Origin of the sequence: Enterobacter cloacae complex sp. 370H10, assembly GCF_050031535.1 — a bacterium.
Taxonomy (GTDB): Bacteria; Pseudomonadota; Gammaproteobacteria; order Enterobacterales; family Enterobacteriaceae; genus Enterobacter; species Enterobacter intestinihominis.
In genome coordinates this window covers 2,520,696-2,537,943 of sequence record NZ_JBLGWG010000001.1, presented here as the reverse complement: position 1 = coordinate 2,537,943, position 17,248 = coordinate 2,520,696, and the positions used below count along the sequence as shown (strand labels likewise).

At 56.0% G+C, this 17,248-nt stretch carries 14 protein-coding genes; 8 read left to right on the top strand and 6 right to left on the bottom strand.

Annotated elements, in window-relative coordinates; genetic code table 11:
* Window positions 1–185 precede the first annotated feature (185 nt).
* Window positions 186–359, top strand: coding sequence for a GhoT/OrtT family toxin (locus ACQG2Q_RS12515; RefSeq protein ID WP_003856960.1), 174 nt, complete (start codon window positions 186–188; stop codon window positions 357–359).
* 86 nt (window positions 360–445) lie between these two features.
* A complete protein-coding gene (locus tag ACQG2Q_RS12510) occupies window positions 446–1,204 on the top strand; it encodes an alpha/beta fold hydrolase (RefSeq protein WP_063849095.1) in 759 nt (252 codons plus the stop codon).
* A 33-nt stretch (window positions 1,205–1,237) separates the two neighbouring features.
* Here ACQG2Q_RS12510 and ACQG2Q_RS12505 read toward each other — a convergent pair whose 3' ends face one another.
* From ACQG2Q_RS12505 to ACQG2Q_RS12495, 3 genes are read right to left on the bottom strand one after another with little or no spacing between them, the layout of a single operon-like run.
* Window positions 1,238–3,412 (bottom strand): virulence factor SrfC family protein, encoded by a 2,175-nt coding sequence (locus ACQG2Q_RS12505; protein ID WP_063849094.1) that lies wholly within the window; start codon window positions 3,410–3,412, stop codon window positions 1,238–1,240.
* Window positions 3,409–6,390, bottom strand: a complete 2,982-nt coding sequence (locus ACQG2Q_RS12500) for a virulence factor SrfB (protein WP_096216838.1) — start codon at window positions 6,388–6,390, stop codon at window positions 3,409–3,411. The genes ACQG2Q_RS12505 and ACQG2Q_RS12500 overlap by 4 nt, the downstream gene beginning before the upstream one ends.
* 4 nt (window positions 6,391–6,394) lie before the next feature.
* A complete protein-coding gene (locus ACQG2Q_RS12495) occupies window positions 6,395–7,714 on the bottom strand; it encodes an SrfA family protein (protein WP_063849092.1) in 1,320 nt (439 codons plus the stop codon).
* Window positions 7,715–7,996: 282 nt separating this feature from the next.
* Here ACQG2Q_RS12495 and ACQG2Q_RS12490 point away from each other — a divergent pair, with 282 nt between their 5' ends.
* Window positions 7,997–9,595 carry an ABC transporter substrate-binding protein gene (locus ACQG2Q_RS12490; protein ID WP_063849091.1) on the top strand — a complete coding sequence of 533 codons (1,599 nt, stop codon included), beginning with the start codon at window positions 7,997–7,999 and terminating at the stop codon, window positions 9,593–9,595.
* Between the two features lie 101 nt (window positions 9,596–9,696).
* The gene (locus ACQG2Q_RS12485) at window positions 9,697–9,930 is read left to right on the top strand and encodes a YdcY family protein (RefSeq protein ID WP_063849090.1); all 234 of its coding nucleotides are present in this window, start codon (window positions 9,697–9,699) and stop codon (window positions 9,928–9,930) included.
* Between the two features lie 3 nt (window positions 9,931–9,933).
* Here ACQG2Q_RS12485 and ACQG2Q_RS12480 read toward each other — a convergent pair whose 3' ends face one another.
* Entirely contained in the window at window positions 9,934–10,383 is a 450-nt protein-coding gene (locus tag ACQG2Q_RS12480; protein ID WP_022648242.1) for a DMT family transporter, read from the bottom strand.
* Window positions 10,380–10,898: a GNAT family N-acetyltransferase gene (locus ACQG2Q_RS12475; protein WP_023306282.1), complete on the bottom strand. Its 519-nt coding sequence runs from the start codon at window positions 10,896–10,898 to the stop codon at window positions 10,380–10,382. The genes ACQG2Q_RS12480 and ACQG2Q_RS12475 overlap by 4 nt, the downstream gene beginning before the upstream one ends.
* A gap of 148 nt (window positions 10,899–11,046) precedes the next feature.
* On the opposite strand from ACQG2Q_RS12475, the gene ACQG2Q_RS12470 reads away from it, so the two are divergent.
* The 3 genes from ACQG2Q_RS12470 (at window position 11,047) to ACQG2Q_RS12460 (ending at window position 13,648) form a co-directional block, all read left to right on the top strand.
* Entirely contained in the window at window positions 11,047–11,622 is a 576-nt protein-coding gene (locus ACQG2Q_RS12470) for a helix-turn-helix domain-containing protein (RefSeq protein WP_017382277.1), read from the top strand.
* A gap of 66 nt (window positions 11,623–11,688) precedes the next feature.
* The gene (locus ACQG2Q_RS12465; protein WP_022648239.1) at window positions 11,689–12,723 is read left to right on the top strand and encodes an NADP-dependent oxidoreductase; all 1,035 of its coding nucleotides are present in this window, start codon (window positions 11,689–11,691) and stop codon (window positions 12,721–12,723) included.
* Between the two features lie 256 nt (window positions 12,724–12,979).
* Window positions 12,980–13,648: a GntR family transcriptional regulator gene (locus ACQG2Q_RS12460; protein WP_063849089.1), complete on the top strand. Its 669-nt coding sequence runs from the start codon at window positions 12,980–12,982 to the stop codon at window positions 13,646–13,648.
* Window positions 13,649–13,780: 132 nt separating this feature from the next.
* Here ACQG2Q_RS12460 and pqqU read toward each other — a convergent pair whose 3' ends face one another.
* The gene (gene pqqU / locus ACQG2Q_RS12455; protein ID WP_063849088.1) at window positions 13,781–15,898 is read right to left on the bottom strand and encodes a TonB-dependent receptor PqqU; all 2,118 of its coding nucleotides are present in this window, start codon (window positions 15,896–15,898) and stop codon (window positions 13,781–13,783) included.
* A gap of 247 nt (window positions 15,899–16,145) precedes the next feature.
* Between pqqU and ACQG2Q_RS12450 the strand changes: the two genes are divergently transcribed.
* The gene (locus tag ACQG2Q_RS12450) at window positions 16,146–17,207 is read left to right on the top strand and encodes a YncE family protein (RefSeq protein WP_063849087.1); all 1,062 of its coding nucleotides are present in this window, start codon (window positions 16,146–16,148) and stop codon (window positions 17,205–17,207) included.
* Window positions 17,208–17,248 lie beyond the last annotated feature (41 nt).

Genomic DNA, 17,248 nt, shown 5'->3' with positions numbered 1-17,248 from the left:
AAAAAGTGCATTCTATATACATCTTATCAATAATAACCGTTTTGCTTTACCCGGCGTTGTTACACAAGGTACTCAGTTGTTATTATCATGAATAATTACGTGGTTATTGTGTAACGAAAAAACTTGATCTGTGTCAACATATGACGCATATTGCGTGCGGTTATTTTTCGGCTCAGGTAAACAGAATGACGTTGTATCAAAAGATGTTGGTGTTCTACGCAATCATGGCCTCCATCTGCGCATTAATTACCTGGTTCCTGTCTAAAGATCGTAAACGTATTCGCCTGTTGAGCGCATTCCTGGTGGGATCTACCTGGCCGATGAGCTTTCCTGTTGCCCTGTTAATCTCTCTTTTCTGAAGCACGCTTCAAGAATCGGCATCCAGACATAGCATTCCGTACATTGAGGCTGTATAAATATACAGTCCGTCATACATGGAGTGCTTATGAACAGTTTCTATTCACAGCAAGCAGGCTGCACGGTGCGCTGGCAGGATCTTCCCGGTTTCGATGAACCGGTTGTGTTTATCCACGGGTTGGGCTGTGCATCGTCGTATGAATATCCTCGTATTGTCTGTGATACCCGTTTCGGGGGGCGCAGAGCCATTCTGATCGATCTCCCCGGTAGCGGTTACAGTGACAAACCTGACAACTACCGTTATCGCACAAGTGAACAGGCGCAGGTGGTGGTTGAACTGTTAGACCATCTCGGCCTGGATAGTCTTTGGCTCTATGGTCATAGCATGGGGGGGAGTATCGCTATCGAAACGGCAACGCTGCTAAAGTCACGCGTTAAAGGCCTGATAGTGTCTGAACCCAATTTTCATGCGGGTGGCGGGATGTTCAGCCGGGCAATTGCGGCCCAAACGGAACAACATTTTCTGGAACAGGGCTATGATGACATGCTGCGGGCGGAAACGTCGGCGTGGTCTGGAAGCCTTCAAAGCAATGCCCCCTGGGCCGTCTGGCGCGGCGCAACGAGCCTGGTTAAGGGCGTTAAACCCGACTGGGAACACCTGTTTTTGTCATTGAGCTGCCCGGTCATGTTAGTTTTTGGTGAGTGGTCCCTGCCTGATGAAGATTTTAATCGCCTGCAACAAAAAGGCGTTGCTGTAAAAATTATCCCTGATGCGGGCCATTCAATGTCCTGGGAAAACCCGTCAGCGTTGGCTCAGGCTTTGTCTGGCTTCATAAACGGATCATGAATGGGTAGCCCGCATTGCTGCGGGCTGCAATGATTAAGACAGCAAGGCAGACAAGGCTTTCCGCGCAGCAGGCTTAATGTCATACGGGCACTGATAATCCACATTCTCAATCGCGCGGGTGTAGAGCGCAACCAGCCAGTCATAAACATAGGCTGTCGCCGCATGAACAGGCTGCTCGCCAAGTCGGGTAAGACGGGGTGAAGCGTTGCTCACAACTGGCGTCACAAAAATTGGCTGACCTTTGCGGATCCGGCTTGCAGGCCGTTCAGAAACGGGCGTCAGTTCATAGCCAAGCCAGCTAACGAAATTGCCTGTCGCGGCATGCAGCTGCGCAGCACTGCTTTTATCTGTTTCTGCAATACGTTGCAGTTGTAGCGGCAGATCCAGCCGGTAGCTGGTAACGATCAGCACATCCGCAATTTGCTGCAATACCTCTGGGTCCAGGCCCAGACGGGTGGCGGCCGCGTCGTTGCGACTCCACTGACGAAGATGGTTAACCCATACGTTATGGGCCAGTCGCGCCTTGTCTTTGGTCTGCAACGCGCCTGGATATTCCGGCGTCTCTTCCGCAAACAGATCGATAACGTCGTTAAACAGGCCGTTGACCTTTTCCTCACGGGGCTGGTGAACCGTCAGCAGCGTCTCAAACGCGTTTAACGGCGGCAGAAGCCCCTCAAGCAGTTCTCCATGACGAGCGGCGCTGCCTTGCAGCGTTCGGACCATTTTTTCGGCCTCTGCCCGCCCTGCGCCTGGCTCCTGAGTGAGTGGGGCTACGTATGCGCGCATCAGCGTGGTCAGAGACTGTTGCAACAGCCTTTTCAGCGCGTGGAGACGCTTCTGGCGCTGTGCTGGAAGGGTAGCCTGCGACAGCCATTCAATTACCCGCTGCATGCTGTGGGTATCGAGCGCCTGGAGCGTGCCCCAGCGCAGACCCGGCTGGCCCAGCAACTGTTGCACCGCTTCGTCCAGATTCTGCTTTGTGGTAAACCGCGCATCGTGAGGGGTAATGGCCCAGACCAGGCCCGGCAACGCGGACTCTTCCACCGGCTGCGTCTCTTTGACCCAGTTTTGCAGGAGCCTGGCCGTTTTTGCCGTCTGCTGGTGGTGGGCCGTCGCATTGCAGATAACCAGGACATCCGGCTGTATGTGCTGACGATAATGCTCCAGCAACCACAGGCATTTTGCCTGCGTCATCAGCGGCGTGTTTTCCTCAGAAATGGCCGGAATATCAATAATATCTACGTTATCCAGAACGCAGTTTTCAACGGGCAGCACCACTTCGCGGGTCAGACTGGCCAGCACATCGACGGGCAGGCTAATGGCATTAAGTAACTCGCCGTTATTTACCGGATGAAGCAATGTTTCCTGCGCTTCCGGCACGGTAAACGCCCCGTGAGTAAGGAAACCTTCACACGGCAGACCAAAACTGTCCACCAGCAGACTCAACGGCGCCGCAAGCGCGCTGGCATGGCTGGTTTGATGCAGCACCTGGGCGAGTTTAAGCCACTGCTGGGTTAACTCCTGCTGCTCACCCCACAGCAGAGACCAGACGCTGGCGCGGGTGCTGAGATCAAGCGACGGAACCAGCAGAGCAAACTGGTGCCACAGGGCATCATCAATATGCTGCTTAGCGCCGGGTACTACGCTTTGCCAGAACCGGGCAATGGTCGCGACTTCCCGCGCCGTCATTCCCGGCACGCTCTGCGGTTGACGCAGCGCCCGCCACTTCTCAAGCCGTGCTTCAATCACCGATTTATCCACCGCACGGATCTGCGGATCCAACGTGGTGCGGGCGATAAACAGCTGCACCAGCTCGGCCTCCGTTACCAGGCGCAGGCGCAGGGGAAACGCGTCGTCTGCGACCTCGCGGGACGCTCTGCTGAAACGCACGGCCATGTTGGTCGGTGCATGCCCGGGGTTAATATGCGAGAAGTAATCAAACGTGCGTTGACCCGGCGTTACGTTCAGCCGTTCGTCCCCGCTGCCGCACAGGGCAGCCAGCAGGTGCGCTTTCGCGGCCTGCGAGTGGCCATATAGGCCGATACTGCCCTGGCTGACAAGGGCGCGATCGAGCGCCTCTTCACGCGCGCTTACTGCGTTAAGGCGGGCAAGCAGGGCGTCGGCTTCGTTATCCAGCATCGGGGCGTGCTGTCGCGTCTCGTTGATCCACCCGATTAAGGCCTGAGTGGTGGCAGTCGTCGCAGTCATTTGAGGTATACGCTCCCGCTGTCGATCCAGTAGTGGCTGCCGCTGTGTCGGCGATCGGCCAGAGTATTCAGTTTAAAGGTCAGGGCGTCCGGCGGCACTGGCGTGCCGTCCTGTAGCCAGGCATCACTCAGCTCGAAAGATTCCGGCCCCTCCTGCTTATTGCCGCCACACAGCTTCAGGCGCACGTTCAGTACGCCGTCGCCCGCAATGGCTTTCGCCAGCTCGGCAGAGTTGATGCTCAGGGTATAGAGCGGCGTCGCGGGCCAGCGGGCATTGGCCAGTTGCCGGAAGCCGAGCGTAACGTTGCCGCGCAGCGGGAAGTGCAGACGGGTGTCCAGTTTCGCGCCGGGTTTATCGAGGTCGATATCGTGATACCAGACGTTCTCGTCCCGCAGGGTATTGATAGTGTTATCCAGCACGCCCAGATAGCGCACCGTAGAGTACGCGCCAATATCTGCTGCTTTAAAGTTAAAGCGCGGCAGACGAAGATCCAGCGCCAGGCTACAGAGCATCGCTCCCACGGCGGCTGTGGATTTCGGGTTGCCGATTCGTCCCTGCTGGCTGAACGGATACCATTCATGAACCTGGTATTTATCCAGCCAGACGATGCGGTTGACGGGCACCGGTTGCAGGTGGCGAATCAAGGCCTGAACGCCGGGCAGACAGCCTGGCCGTCCCGTGATCAGCAGAATATCGCAGCTGTAGTGAGAGATCGCCTCACATACTGTATGCAGCGGGGCGGCAAGCGTGAACTGACCCGCCAGCATCGCGTCCCGCATCTCGCGGAAACTGACGTGCAGCGGGACGCTGAACAGATCAAAGTGTTCTGAGCCGGCAGGCAACGCATGGTCGATCGCCTGCCGGAGATAGTTCATCACGTTGCGGGTCGGTTTTTGCGCAAGCAGATCGCCAAAGGTGGCATGCAGCCCGGCCAGCGGATCGTCAACATCGCTCGATTCCCACGCCGCCAGGATCGCGTGGCCGATCGGCATAAAGAGCTGAAGTGCCGTCTGCTGGCGCAGGACCGCCTGGGTATCGATCCGCCCGGAGTCGCCGAACAGGGATGCCATCAGCTGGGAGGCATCGGCAATGCCGGATTTCTGAAGCTGGGTTTGCAGGGCGGGCAGAACGTAGCGCTGGATCACGTCCAGCAGTGTGTCGTCGCCAGCGACCTTGAACCCTTCGCGGAACAGCAGTTGCGGGGTGATTTTGACGTTATTACCGGTACCATCGTCTAGCTGATAGTGTGTGATGGCCATATCCGTCGTGCCGCCGCCGATATCAATCGAGGCCACGCGCAGAGCGCGCCCCGGCTGGACGCCAGGCTCAGGCGCGCGATCCGGACGGGCAAGGGAGGCGAAAAAGGCCTCGGTCTGGCCACCGAAGTGGGAAATGGCTTCGTTATACAGCCACACCAGCTGGCCGCAGCTGGCCTCGTCCCACTCCATCTGGATCTCAGGGACCGGCACCACGCTTTTTTCCTGCTGTTTACGGCTGGCAAAATCTTCATCCTGCGGGTGCCAGCCCATCGCTTTCCAGACGATGGCGATGGCTTCGAACATGCGGCGCCGGAAAATCTCGCGCTCCTGTTTCGGCATCGCCGAAGGCAGGGTGAGGATCAGCGTCCGCAGCTGGCGGGGAGAGGCCGGGAAGCCGAGCCGCAAGCGGGTGGCTACGCTGTTAATCTGGCCAAGCGCCTGAGCCAGCAGCTCGCAGAGCATGTGCGTCATCAGGGTGCTGCGGCTGTACTGCGGCGAGAACACCGGCAGGCGCTCATCCTGCGGCAGCGTAAAGAGCGGTTCCCCGTCGTCGTTCATCAGGTTCATCAGCGGAAACGCGGTTGCCAGCGGTTCGCGCTGAGTTTTGCTGTTCATCTGGCTAAAGCGCCAGTCCTGCACCACCGGCGTCTCGTCCCACAGATAGCGACGCGGGCTGGAGATACCGCTGTTGCCTTCCGTGCCCAGACGCTGCATCGCCAGCTTACGCGCTTCATCACCCACGCGGACAATGGATGGCCAGACGAACGCATCCTCCCGGCCGCTTTCCACCGAGAAGGGCTGCTTGCCAAAACGCGCTTCGGAAAATTCAAGACGGCTGGTAAAAAGCGGCTCATTCAGGAACTGCGGCTCACTCAGGGAACGCACCTGGAGTTCAGCTGTCTGGCGCAGGCCGTCGTTGGCATCACCATGATCTTCAATAATCACGCCGCAGGTGTGGGTGTTGCCTACGTCAAGGATCAGATCGACAGGAATAGCAGGGGTGCTCAGGGTATGGGTGACAAACTTCACTTCCGGCACGGTGAGTTGTTCACCGAGCATGGAGAGCAGGTTGAGCCAGTGCGCCTGATATTCAAAGCTGCGCATGGCCTGATGCAGCTCGCGCTCGGCGCGTTTTTCAACCCCGTCAGCATATTGTGTGAAGGCTTCACGCAGCCAGCCGTCAATCCAGGTCTGGTCGAGGAAACTCTCAACCTCACTGTCGCGCCAGGCGAGGGCGAAACGCGTGCCGTTAAGAATGTCGTTTTCAACCGGCGACAGGGCAGACGTCGCATGCTCAGCAATCTGGCTGTCGAGCGCGACGGTGACCCGGTGCGTATTGCCAGCCGCGTCGGGCGTGGACAACTTCCGTACCTGGACGCGCGCCCAGTTATCCGGGCCATCAACAAACGTCCGCGGCGGGTTAAAGCGCAGGAAAGGGAGCGGCAGCCAGACACCGTCCAGCACGGTCAGGGAGTCATGCAGTGGAATGGTGCTTTCAGGCTTGACCACTTCCGGCTTCCCGCCATCGGTGGCAGGCAGCGTGTACCGGCCGTTGACCAGGTCAAAATCCAGGCGCAGCAGCGGGCCATTTGCCGTTTTACGCACGAAACGCCCGTTGCTGGCGGTGTCCTGCGGAGTCAGGCCAAAATCGAGAAACTGTACGCCGCTGTTAGCAATCAACGTCACGCTCTGTTTATAGTCGCAAAGATTAACCAGCATAGGATCAGACACCTGCTTTCTTGAACGTCAGAGGAACGACGGTGTTGGCATCGTAACGTGCGGTGCATTCCGCCACGTCGCTGGCACCTGCCTTACAGGTCACTTCCGGCATCGGATAGCGTGAACCGTCGGTGCAACGAGCGTTTCCGCGCGTTTTGATCAACAGCTCGCCGTTGCTGTGTAATCCGGAAAAGACGTCTACCCGGCAGACAATGTTGTCGCCATGCACGACCCGGGCGAAACCTTTATTGTTCTGGATCTGGTAGCGCAGAGACGGCGGTTTGCCGGTGAGCGGATCCTGCACATCGAGAAACGCGCGCCAGGTGCCGTTCAGGAAGCGCGTTAACCCCGCTTTGACCTGGTTTGCCTCCATCACCATCGCATCTTTCGGGATAGCGGTAATCACCACCGGCTCCGCAGCGGGAGCCGGGGTTTTAACCTTCGGCTCCACCACTTCTGCCTGGTGCAGCGGGAGTTTCAGCTCAAGCGGCTCAACCGTCTTCACGGGGGCCGGAGCAATGGCGACAGGTGCTGGCGCTGCGGTCGGGGCCTGTTTTGGCCAGAGCAGCGGCGTGGCAATGGCTGCAATAATGACGGCGGCAACCGGCAGCAACCACAGGGGGGAGCGACGTTTTTTCTGCACCACCGCTGGTGCGGGCTCTGGCGGCACGGTGTTCATGCGCACCGGCTCTGGCGTATACAGCTCATCTTCGGTGATACGGACGGTAGCCACAGGCGTGATAAGCGGCGCGTCGGCCTGCTCGAAGGTCACCACCGGGGCCGGTTCTGGCTCAGGTTCAGGTTCAGGTTCGTTAATCATCACGGGTTCAGGTTCAGGGACCAACGATTCGCGCAGGCAGTCCAGCACGTCGTCGCGCGCGTTTTCGTTAAGATTGACGAAACCCCAGAAGCAGATCACCGGTTTGCCATCCACCAGGAAAACAAAGTTTTCACCGGGAAACTGGAAAGCTTTAGAGAGCAGAGATCCAAACAGTTGCTGCGCCGTTTTCGGTGACTGAAGGCATTTTTTACTCAGCGACTCCATGCTGGCGAGCGTGTTTTCCAGATAGCGCAGGGCGCGAAAACGATCGTCTTCATCCGCCGCCTTCCAGCTGGAGACGGTTCCCTCAACCGGGGAGTACCAGTCAACGCGATCGCCGCCGTCATTGACCTGTGGAATGGCCAGGCAATCGACGATAGCCTGCTGTTTGCGCAACCGAAGCGCTTCGCGGATTTGCAGCGCTGATTCAAAAACGGCCTGTCCGCCGCCACCAACGGCCTGAAAATCATCCAGATTACCGCTGCGTAAAAGTGTTTTTGCCACGATTTGGTCCTGTAGACTTCTTCACGCCATTACTTTAGCGAATCAGGTAAGCAAGCAAACGGCGGAGGAGACGACAAAAGGGACGATTTCTTGCGGCATTGATCGTAACGGTTGTGCTTGACGAATAATGGACCTTAAGGCAAATCGGTTTCTGCGGGCTGATGTTAAAACCAGCGAAATGTACGGCTTTAGAATAACCTGATAGTGATTCGTTATTTGTCAGGCCAAAACGTCTGTGCTGTTATTACTGTTCACTATAATAAAACCGAAAGGGTCATAACCATGTTTACAGGGAAAACCGTGCTCGCCCTCGCGCTGAGCGCGCTGCTACCGGCAAGCGCCGCATGGGCGGCAAACAAAGACACCATTATCTACTGCTCCGAGGCGTCGCCTGAGTCGTTTAACCCGCAGATCGCCAGCTCTGGCCCCTCGTTTGTCGCCAGCTCGCAAACGCTGTATAACCGTCTGATTAACTTCGACCCGGTAAAAAACACGCCGGTGCCTTCTCTTGCGGAGTCGTGGACCATTTCGCCAGACGGCAAAACATACACGTTTACCCTGCGTAAAGGGGTGAAATTCAACAGCAATAAATACTTCAAACCGACCCGTGATTTTAACGCTGATGACGTTATTTTCTCCGTTATGCGTCAGAAAGACCCTAAGCATCCCTATCACAATGTTTCCCAGGGTAATTACGAATACTTTAATGACGTGGGCCTCGACAAGCTCATTCAGGATGTGAAAAAGATCGACGATTATCACGTTCAGTTCACGCTGAGTGAACCCAACGCGGCGTTCCTGGCCGACTGGGGAATGGACTTCGCCTCGATCCTCTCTGCCGAGTACGCGGACGCGATGCTGAAAAAGGGCACGCCTGAAAATGTGGACACCTGGCCAATCGGCACCGGGCCGTATGTGCTTCAGCAGTACAAGGTGGATTCGCTGATCCGCTACGTCGCCAACCCGAACTACTGGGAGGGAGAGGTGCCGACCAAACACCTGATCTTCTCCATCACGCCAAACGTTGAGACGCGTCTGGCTAAGCTGCAAACGAACGAGTGTCAGATCATTCCTGCGCCGTCGCCGGTGCAGTTTGAAGCGATCAAGAAAAACAAAGACCTGACCCTGCACTCGGTGGATGCGCTGAACGTGGGGTACCTGGCGTTCAACACGGAGAAAAAACCGTTTGATAACGTGCTGGTGCGCCAGGCTCTGAATTACGCAACGGACAAAAAGGCCATTGTTAACGCGGTCTTTATGGGGTCTGGTACGGTCGCTAAATCGCCGATCCCGCCGAACATGCTCGGCTTTAACAAAGACCTGAAGGATTACGGCTACGATCCGGAAAAAGCGAAAGCGCTGCTGAAGCAGGCGGGTCTGGATAAGGGCGCGGAAGTGACCCTCTGGTCCATGCCGGTTCAGCGTCCGTACAACCCGAACTCGCGACGCATTGCGGAGATGATCCAGGCTGACTGGGCGAAAGTGGGCGTGAAGGCGAAAATCGTCTCATACGAGTGGGGGGAGTATCTCTCCGGCATGCGTAAAGGCGAGCATGATTCCGCGCTGTTCGGCTGGATGTCTGATAACGGCGATCCGGACAACTTCGCCGATGTGCTGCTGGGTTGTAACAGCATCAAAACCGGATCTAACGCCGCGCGCTGGTGTGATAAGGGGTATGATGAGCTGGTGCAAAAGGCCAAACTGACCAGCAACCCGGACGAACGTGCGAAGCTGTATGGCCAGGCACAGGAGATTTTCTACCAGCAGGCACCGTGGATTGCGTTAGCTAACGGCAAAACGTTCTACGCGACCCGCAGCAACGTGAGCGGGTACAGCGTGAGTCTGATGGGCAGTGACTTCTCGAAAGCGAAGCTGAACTGATCGTATTCTTGCCGGGTGGCGGCTATGCCTTACCCGGCCTACAGTTACCACCCGTAGGCCCGGTAAGCGTAGCGCGACCGGGCATTTGGAAAGGAGTGACAATGTCACATTTAAATGATGTTATCGCCCGCGTCGATGCCACCATCGAAGAGAGCATAATTACCCACATGAACGAACTGCTGATCGAATTAAGCGACGATGCAGAGCTCAGCCGTGAAGATCGCTATACCCAGCAGCAGCGCCTGCGTACCGCGATTGCGCATCATGGTAAGCAGCATAAAGAAGAGGCGGAGGCGCGCCATGCCCACCTCACGCAGGGTGGGACTATCCTGTAAGGGTTAAAACTGGCGCCGCGCCACCAGCCAGGCACCGACCACCAGCATCACTGCGCCGCAGACCGGGCCAACCAGCGCGCGCAGGGGAACGCCGTTGCTCTTGAGGATGTCCATCACCAGGCCGCCAATCAGCTGGCTTGCCACCAGGACGGCAATGGTCGTTGCCGCGCCCACATTCTGATAGCCGCTAATACTGGCAAAGACAAAAAAAGACCCCAGCAGGCCGGGGATCAACGTCCACCAGCGCACCGTTGACGCCAGTTCGTTAAACCCCGCCAGGCCATTTTTCACCAGCAAAATGCTGACAAACAGCACAATCCCCACCAGCGAGTTCAGCAGCATGGCGATAAGAATGGTGGAGGAAGATTGCGTAATGCGCACCATCAGGGTGTTTTGCACCACCAGCCCAATCCCGGCGGCTACCAGAAACGCTAACGTCAACGATTGATTCATGGCAGAGCATCCGGATCGCTGCGCTCATCAAGCTGGAGCTGCATAAAGGTTAAATCCAGCCAGCGACCGAATTTGGTTCCCACCTGCGGCATATTGCCGGTGGTAATAAAGCCAAGGGTTTCGTGCAGATGAATTGACGCCTGGTTCTGCGCCTCAATACCGGCAACCATCACGTGTTTACCGATCTGGCGGGCTTCCTTGATTAACTCCGTCATCAGCAGCCGGCCAATGCCTTTGCCCTGATGTTCGGGATGAACGTACACCGAGTGCTCCACCGTGTGGCGAAATCCGTCGAACGCTCTCCAGTCGCCAAATGAGGCGTATCCCGTCACCACTCCGTCTTCTTCACTGACCAGCACTGGATAACCCGACAGAGTACGCGCCTCAAACCATGCGATACGGTTATCGGTGTCGACAGTTTTATCATTCCAGATGGCGGCGGTGTGCAGCACCGCATGGTTATAAATTTCACCGATAGCGGCACAATCTTCTTTGCAGGCATGACGAACAATCATGGGTAACCTCTGGCTGTGTTGTTCACTATAGTAGTACGATTTACTCACAATATTACACAGTTCTTATATTGCATCGCTACGACAAAATCCCTATTTTTTTGTCACAAAACTGCCCCGAAAAACCATCCGTACACTATAGTATGACGTCATGAATACAATGACAGACAATATGAATCAACGCATTAGCGCCCGCATACGCCTTGAACGCGAGTCGCGGGGCTGGTCATTAAGCGAACTGGCCGAACGGGCAGGTATCTCACGCGCCATGATCCATAAGATTGAACGGGGTGACAGTAGCCCAACGGCGACGCTGCTTGCGCGGTTATCCGGTGCCTTCGGTATTAGCATGTCTACGCTTATTGCGCGCGCGGAAATGCAGGAGGGCAAACTGTTACGTCTGGCGAATCAGCCCGTCTGGCGCGATCCGCAAACCCACTATTTGCGTCGCCATGTGTCGCCGCGCAGCGATATGCCTATCGACCTCGTCCAGGTGGAGCTACCCGCAGGTAGCGATGTGCCGATGCCCGCCTCCTCATATGCGCTGGCACGACAGCTGATTTGGTTGCAGGCAGGTGAACTGGTCTTTCTGGAGGGGGATACTCGCCATGAAATGAAGGCCGGAGATTGTCTGGAACTCGGGCCCCCGAACGACTGCCGGTTTATCAACGAAACGGATGAATCGTGCCTTTATCTGGTCGTGCGGCTTAATCAGTCCGGCTCATAATGCACAGGCGATCCGCAGGATAACGTGCCAGACTTGAATGACATTTTCAGCAGTAAGGAGCGATGAATGAGTCAATCTACTACGCAAAACCGACGCTGGGTACTGGCTTCCCGTCCACACGGCGCGCCGGTTGCCGATAATTTCCGCCTGGAAGAGCAGCCGATCCCCGCGCCCGCAGAGGGGCAGGTGTTATTACGCACCGTATGGCTCTCGCTTGATCCGTACATGCGAGGCCGTATGAGCGATGCGCCATCCTATTCACCTCCGGTCGAGATTGGCGCGGTGATGGTGGGCGGCACGGTAAGCCGCGTCGAGACCTCCCGTCATCCGGATTATAAAGAGGGTGAATGGGTTCTGGGTTACAGCGGCTGGCAGGAGTATGAACTATCCGACGGGCAGGGGCTGGTTAAGTTGGGTGAAAACCCGTCGCATCCTTCATGGGCACTCGGCGTGCTAGGGATGCCGGGCTTCACCGCGTATATGGGGCTGCTCGATATCGGCCAGCCTCAGGCAGGGGAAACCCTTGTCGTGGCGGCGGCCACGGGGCCGGTCGGCGCAACGGTGGGGCAGATCGGTAAAATCAAAGGATGCCGGGTCATCGGCGTGGCTGGCGGGGAGGAGAAATGCCGTCATGCTGTCGACGTGCTCGGTTTCGATGCCTGTCTGGATCACCATGCGGATGATTTTGACGAACAACTGGCTAAAGCCTGCCCGCAGGGCATTGATGTGTATTACGAAAACGTCGGCGGTAAAGTCTTTGACGCCGTGCTGCCGCTCTTGAATACCTCCGCGCGCGTGCCGGTTTGCGGACTGGTCAGCGGCTACAATGCGACCAACCTGCCGGAGGGTCCGGACCGCTTACCGCTACTGATGGGGACCATCCTGAAAAAACGCATCCGTATGCAGGGTTTTATTATCGCGCAGGACTATGGTCATCGTATTGACGAGTTCCAGCAGGAAATGGGCCGCTGGGTGCAGGAAGGCAAAATTCACTATCGCGAGCAGGTTACGGAAGGGCTGGACGCGGCGCCGGACGCCCTGATTGGCCTGCTTGAGGGGAAAAACTTCGGCAAGGTTGTGATCCGCGTGGCGGCCGACTAAACAGAGCATCGGTTATGGCGGGCAGTGTCCGCCATAATTATTTGTGAAGATACGATATATTGTCTTTAATTAATCCATAAGCTTTGCGCGCCTCGGCCCAGCTGAGCCAGAAGTGAAAAATGCAATATTATTTGAACGATTTTAATATTACGCGCGCCCCTCATACCAGGCATGACGATACAGGATATATCTAACCGGCGATGTTTTTTTAAACAGACGCTGAAAATGGCATTTTGTTTGGCTACGGGAATTAAACATGCTTGATTTGGAACATATGGAAAAAGCACAAAGAATCAGTCTGACTTTGCAAGTAGAGAACAGTTTAAAGGGAGCATTAATTACGGGCTCATTAAAACCTGGGGCTCGACTCGTTACAAAAGAGATTGCGGATAAATTGGGCACCAGTATCACACCGGTGCGCGAAGCCCTGCTGCGCCTGGTGTCGGCGGGGGCATTACAGGTCACGCCAGCGCAGGCGTTTTTGGTGCCAGAAGTGACGCTGGAACGCTATAACGAAATTAACGCCATCAGAAAGCAGCTTGAACCGATGGCCGTTGCGGCGGCGTGCCAGAATATGACCGAGACCAAACTGGATGCGTTACGCGCGCTGTCAGATAACTTCAGTGCCGCCATGCATCAGGGCGATGTACAGAAAGCGATCCATGCCAACCGCGTGTTCCGGTTCACGCTCTATCAGTATGCCGAGATGCCGACCCTTCACTCGCTGATTGAGCAGCTCTGGGTACGGATTGGTCCGTGCATTCACTATCTGCATGAAGAGTTAAGCGAGGTTCCCGCAGCGACCTATCATTATGACGATCTGCTTTCTGCGCTTGAGCAAAGGGATGTGACGGCCAGCCGGGAAGCGATCGACAAAGCCATTGATGAAGCCAATATTCTTCTGCAACGGCAATACTACAGTTAAGGATCCCTCTGGCGCACTTATTTGTTTATTTGTATCAAACGTCCTTGATTATATTCCCGGCGCATCAGGCAACCGGGAATGATGTTATTTTGCTTATTTTTTTACCGGCAACGTGCGCTGCCGGAGAATGGTTTACTCAAAACGATAAGAGACCGACAGGCCCACGCCATAGTTACGACCAGGGGCAGGTTCGTAATAGCGGTTGTAGCCAGCGTTAACAATCTCTGAACCGGCGTACTCTTTATCTAACAGGTTATCGACGCGACCAAAGACGTCCATTCCCCATTTGCCGTAGTTGAGTTTATACCCGGTATTCAGGCCCACAACGGTATAAGAGGGCGCTTTAGCGGTGTTGGTATCGTTGGCCATGACATCGCTCATGTAGCGGGCATCTGCCCCCGCGTACCAGCCTTCCTCAGGCTCCCAGCCAAACGACGCATACCCCATGTTACGGGCAATACCCGGCATTCGGTTGCCGCTACAATCTGATTTATCACAGACGTTGGTACGGTAGGTCGCGTCAAGGTAGGTCCACGCCATTTTCAGCTTCCAGTTCTCGGCAAACTGCTGGTCGAGCGCAATTTCCACACCCTGACGGCGCGTTTTCCCCGCGTTTTTATAAGTCGTGCGACCATCCTTGCTTTCGTCCACCACGATCTCATTGTCGGTATCCGTGCGGAACAGCGCCGCCGTCAGGATGCCATTGCCGATGCGGGTTTTGCTGCCAATCTCATAGGTGTTGTTGGTGGACGGTTGCAGGTTCATATTGAGGCCACCTTTGCCATCAGAACGGTAGGAAAGTTCGTTGATGGTCGGCGTCTCAAATCCCCGTCCTGCCGCGGCATACAGGTTCCATGCGTCATTCACGGCGTATTTCACCGCACCTGCCGGTAGCCATTTGTGGTAGCTGGCGTCGCCGCTGTCATCACCGTTTTGCGGGGTAATGTAACGATCGTTGGAGTCAAACCAGACGGAGCTATAACGTACGCCCGCCTCTAAGGACAGTTTTTGCGTTAGCTGCCACTGGGTTTGCAGGTAGGGATCCAGGTTCCACATCAGATTGCGTTCGTCACGGCGTTTATTACCCTTCACGCCATAATCTGGCACGCCGTTGTCCATCACGAAGTTCTCATACCCGCGACGATTTTCGCTCATGTTTTCGTAGTTCAACCCGGTGGTAAATGTCACCGGAACCAGCAGTTCGCCGCGGTGGGTCCAGCGCGTATCAATACCCTGATAGTGACGCTGCATATCAATCACACCGCCCGAATGCGCAGGATTCTCGCGCTGAGTGGACGCCGGAATGGACTGGTACTGAGTCATTTCACGCTCACCGGCATACATCATCACGCTGAGGTCGTCCTGTTCGCTCAGCTGACGGTCGTAGCGGATCCCGGCCTGGGTCTGCTTAATGGTCTTACGCGTGTTGTACTGATCGCCACGTGGTGACTGGCGCGGGTTATTCTGCCACTCCTGATAGCTCAGTCCGCCCGGATCGTTGGCTTTCATGTCCACGCTGTTAAAAATCAGCGTCAGCTTGCTGACATCATCAATACGCACGCCCAGTTTCGCGTTGGCGAGGTTTTTGCGCGCGCCGCTGTGGTCGCGATAGCCATGGGTGGTGAAACGGGTAGTGGATACGGCGTAATCCACATCGCCCGCCTGAGTACCATCACCCACCGCCCCGGTGGCCTTCATGCCGTAACGCCAGGTGCCGTAGCTGCCGTAATAGCTGCTGGCTTCAATGGTGGCTGGCTGTTGTCCGGTCTGGGTGTTGATGTTGATCACGCCGCCGGAGGCATTACCGTACAGGGCCGAGAAGGGGCCGCGCAGCACGTCGACGCTCTCTATGCTGTTGAGGTCAATGTTTGATGTCTGCCCCTGGCCATCGGGCATGGTTGCCGGAATGCCGTCCACGTACATGCGGATCCCGCGTACGCCGAAGGTTGAGCGCGCGCCGAATCCGCGAACGGAAAGTTGCAGATCCTGAGCATAGTTCTGGCGGTTCTGGATTTGCAGGCCAGGTACGCTCCCAAGGGATTCAGAAAGGTTGATGCGCGGTGTGGCATGTCGCATATCCTCGCCGCTCACCACGCTGACTGCGGCCGGGGTGTCCAGTTCGGAGACGGTTTGCGGCGTGGCGCTGACGATCAGGGTCTGTTCATCCGCGGCCATCGCAGTCAGCGGGCCAAAAATGACGGGAACGAACAACAGGGGTAGTGATGCCTTATGGGCAGTAATAATTTTCATGGAGTAAGCCGGTTAAGAAAAAATTCGAACCAAATCAACTGGAACCTGTGTATATATGTTAAATCCTTTGTAAATGTTATGAAAACTATAACCGCACATTTCGTGAATGTAAGGTTTTGAAGGAAAGAAATACTCCACATTCAACCCATTAATGATTACTATTCTCATTAAAATAACGGCAAAGCGATGACTTTGCCCGCCGGAAGCGATGTCAGCGGTAAATATCCTCATTTAAAAAGGAATTGTTATGTCTTTACGTCATCTGTGCTCGCCGCGCCTGCGTTGGTCTCTGCTGTTGGGCTCTTTACTGTTTGCCGGTACGTTCCAGGTTCATGCCGCTGAAGAGATGCTGCGCAAAGCGGTCGGCAAGGGCGCGTATGAAATGGCCGTCAGCCAGCAGGAAAACGCGCTGTGGGTTGCGACGTCACAAAGCCGCAAAACCGATAAGGGCGGCGTGGTCTATCGTCTGGATCCGGTCACGCTGGAAGTGACGCAGGCAATTCATAACGATCTCAAGCCGTTTGGCGCCACGATCGATAATGCCACCCAGACGCTGTGGTTCGGTAACACCGTCAACAGCGCCGTGACGGCGATTGACGCCAAAACGAGCGAGGTGAAAGGGCGCCTGGTGCTGGACGATCGCAAACGTAGCGACACGGTGAAGCCGCTTCAGCCGCGCCAGCTGGTGGCCGATGACACGACCAATACGGTATACATTACCGGCATCGGCAAGGAGAGCGTGATCTGGGTTGTTGATGGCGCAACGCTGAAGCTGAAGGACACCATCACGAACACCGGCACGTTCAGCACCGGACTGGCGCTGGATGCGAAGGCAAAACGCCTGTATACCACCAATGCGGACGGTGAGCTGGTGACCATTGATACCGCGACCAACAAAATCCTCAGCCGTAAGAAAGTACAGGAAGACGGAAAAGAGCACTTCTACCTGAACCTGAGCCTGGACACTGCCGGCCAGCGTGCGTTTGTGACGGATTCAAAACAGCCTGAAGTGCTGGTGGTGAATTTGAAAGATGGCAGCGTAATGCAGAAAATCGCCGCGCCAGAATCGCTGGCCGTACTGTTTAACCCGGCGCGTAACGAAGCCTATGTTACGCACCGCGAGGCGGGCAAGGTGAGCGTGATTGACGCCAAAACTTACAAAGTGACCAAAACCTTCGATACGCCGGTTTACCCGAACAGCCTGGCGCTGTCTGCGGACGGTAAAACGCTGTACGTGACGGTGAAACAGAAGTCTACCCGTCAGCAGGAAGCCACTCAGCCTGACGATGTGATTCGTATCGCGCTTTAAGGTGGGAATTGCCCGGTGGCGCTGCGCTTACCGGGCCTGGA

Bases quoted from the DNA above. Each gene is read 5' to 3' on its own strand.
- ACQG2Q_RS12505 (WP_063849094.1), bottom strand. From the start codon at position 3,412: ATGACTGCGACGACTGCCACCACTCAGGCCTTAATCGGGTGGATCAAC.
- ACQG2Q_RS12500 (WP_096216838.1), bottom strand. From the start codon at position 6,390: ATGCTGGTTAATCTTTGCGACTATAAACAGAGCGTGACGTTGATTGCT.
- ACQG2Q_RS12480 (WP_022648242.1), bottom strand. From the start codon at position 10,383: ATGAATCAATCGTTGACGTTAGCGTTTCTGGTAGCCGCCGGGATTGGG.
- ACQG2Q_RS12490 (WP_063849091.1), top strand. From the start codon at position 7,997: ATGTTTACAGGGAAAACCGTGCTCGCCCTCGCGCTGAGCGCGCTGCTA.
- ACQG2Q_RS12460 (WP_063849089.1), top strand. From the start codon at position 12,980: ATGCTTGATTTGGAACATATGGAAAAAGCACAAAGAATCAGTCTGACT.
- ACQG2Q_RS12475 (WP_023306282.1), bottom strand. From the start codon at position 10,898: ATGATTGTTCGTCATGCCTGCAAAGAAGATTGTGCCGCTATCGGTGAA.
- ACQG2Q_RS12485 (WP_063849090.1), top strand. From the start codon at position 9,697: ATGTCACATTTAAATGATGTTATCGCCCGCGTCGATGCCACCATCGAA.
- ACQG2Q_RS12515 (WP_003856960.1), top strand. From the start codon at position 186: ATGACGTTGTATCAAAAGATGTTGGTGTTCTACGCAATCATGGCCTCC.
- ACQG2Q_RS12450 (WP_063849087.1), top strand. From the start codon at position 16,146: ATGTCTTTACGTCATCTGTGCTCGCCGCGCCTGCGTTGGTCTCTGCTG.
- ACQG2Q_RS12510 (WP_063849095.1), top strand. From the start codon at position 446: ATGAACAGTTTCTATTCACAGCAAGCAGGCTGCACGGTGCGCTGGCAG.
- pqqU (WP_063849088.1), bottom strand. From the start codon at position 15,898: ATGAAAATTATTACTGCCCATAAGGCATCACTACCCCTGTTGTTCGTT.
- ACQG2Q_RS12465 (WP_022648239.1), top strand. From the start codon at position 11,689: ATGAGTCAATCTACTACGCAAAACCGACGCTGGGTACTGGCTTCCCGT.
- ACQG2Q_RS12470 (WP_017382277.1), top strand. From the start codon at position 11,047: ATGAATACAATGACAGACAATATGAATCAACGCATTAGCGCCCGCATA.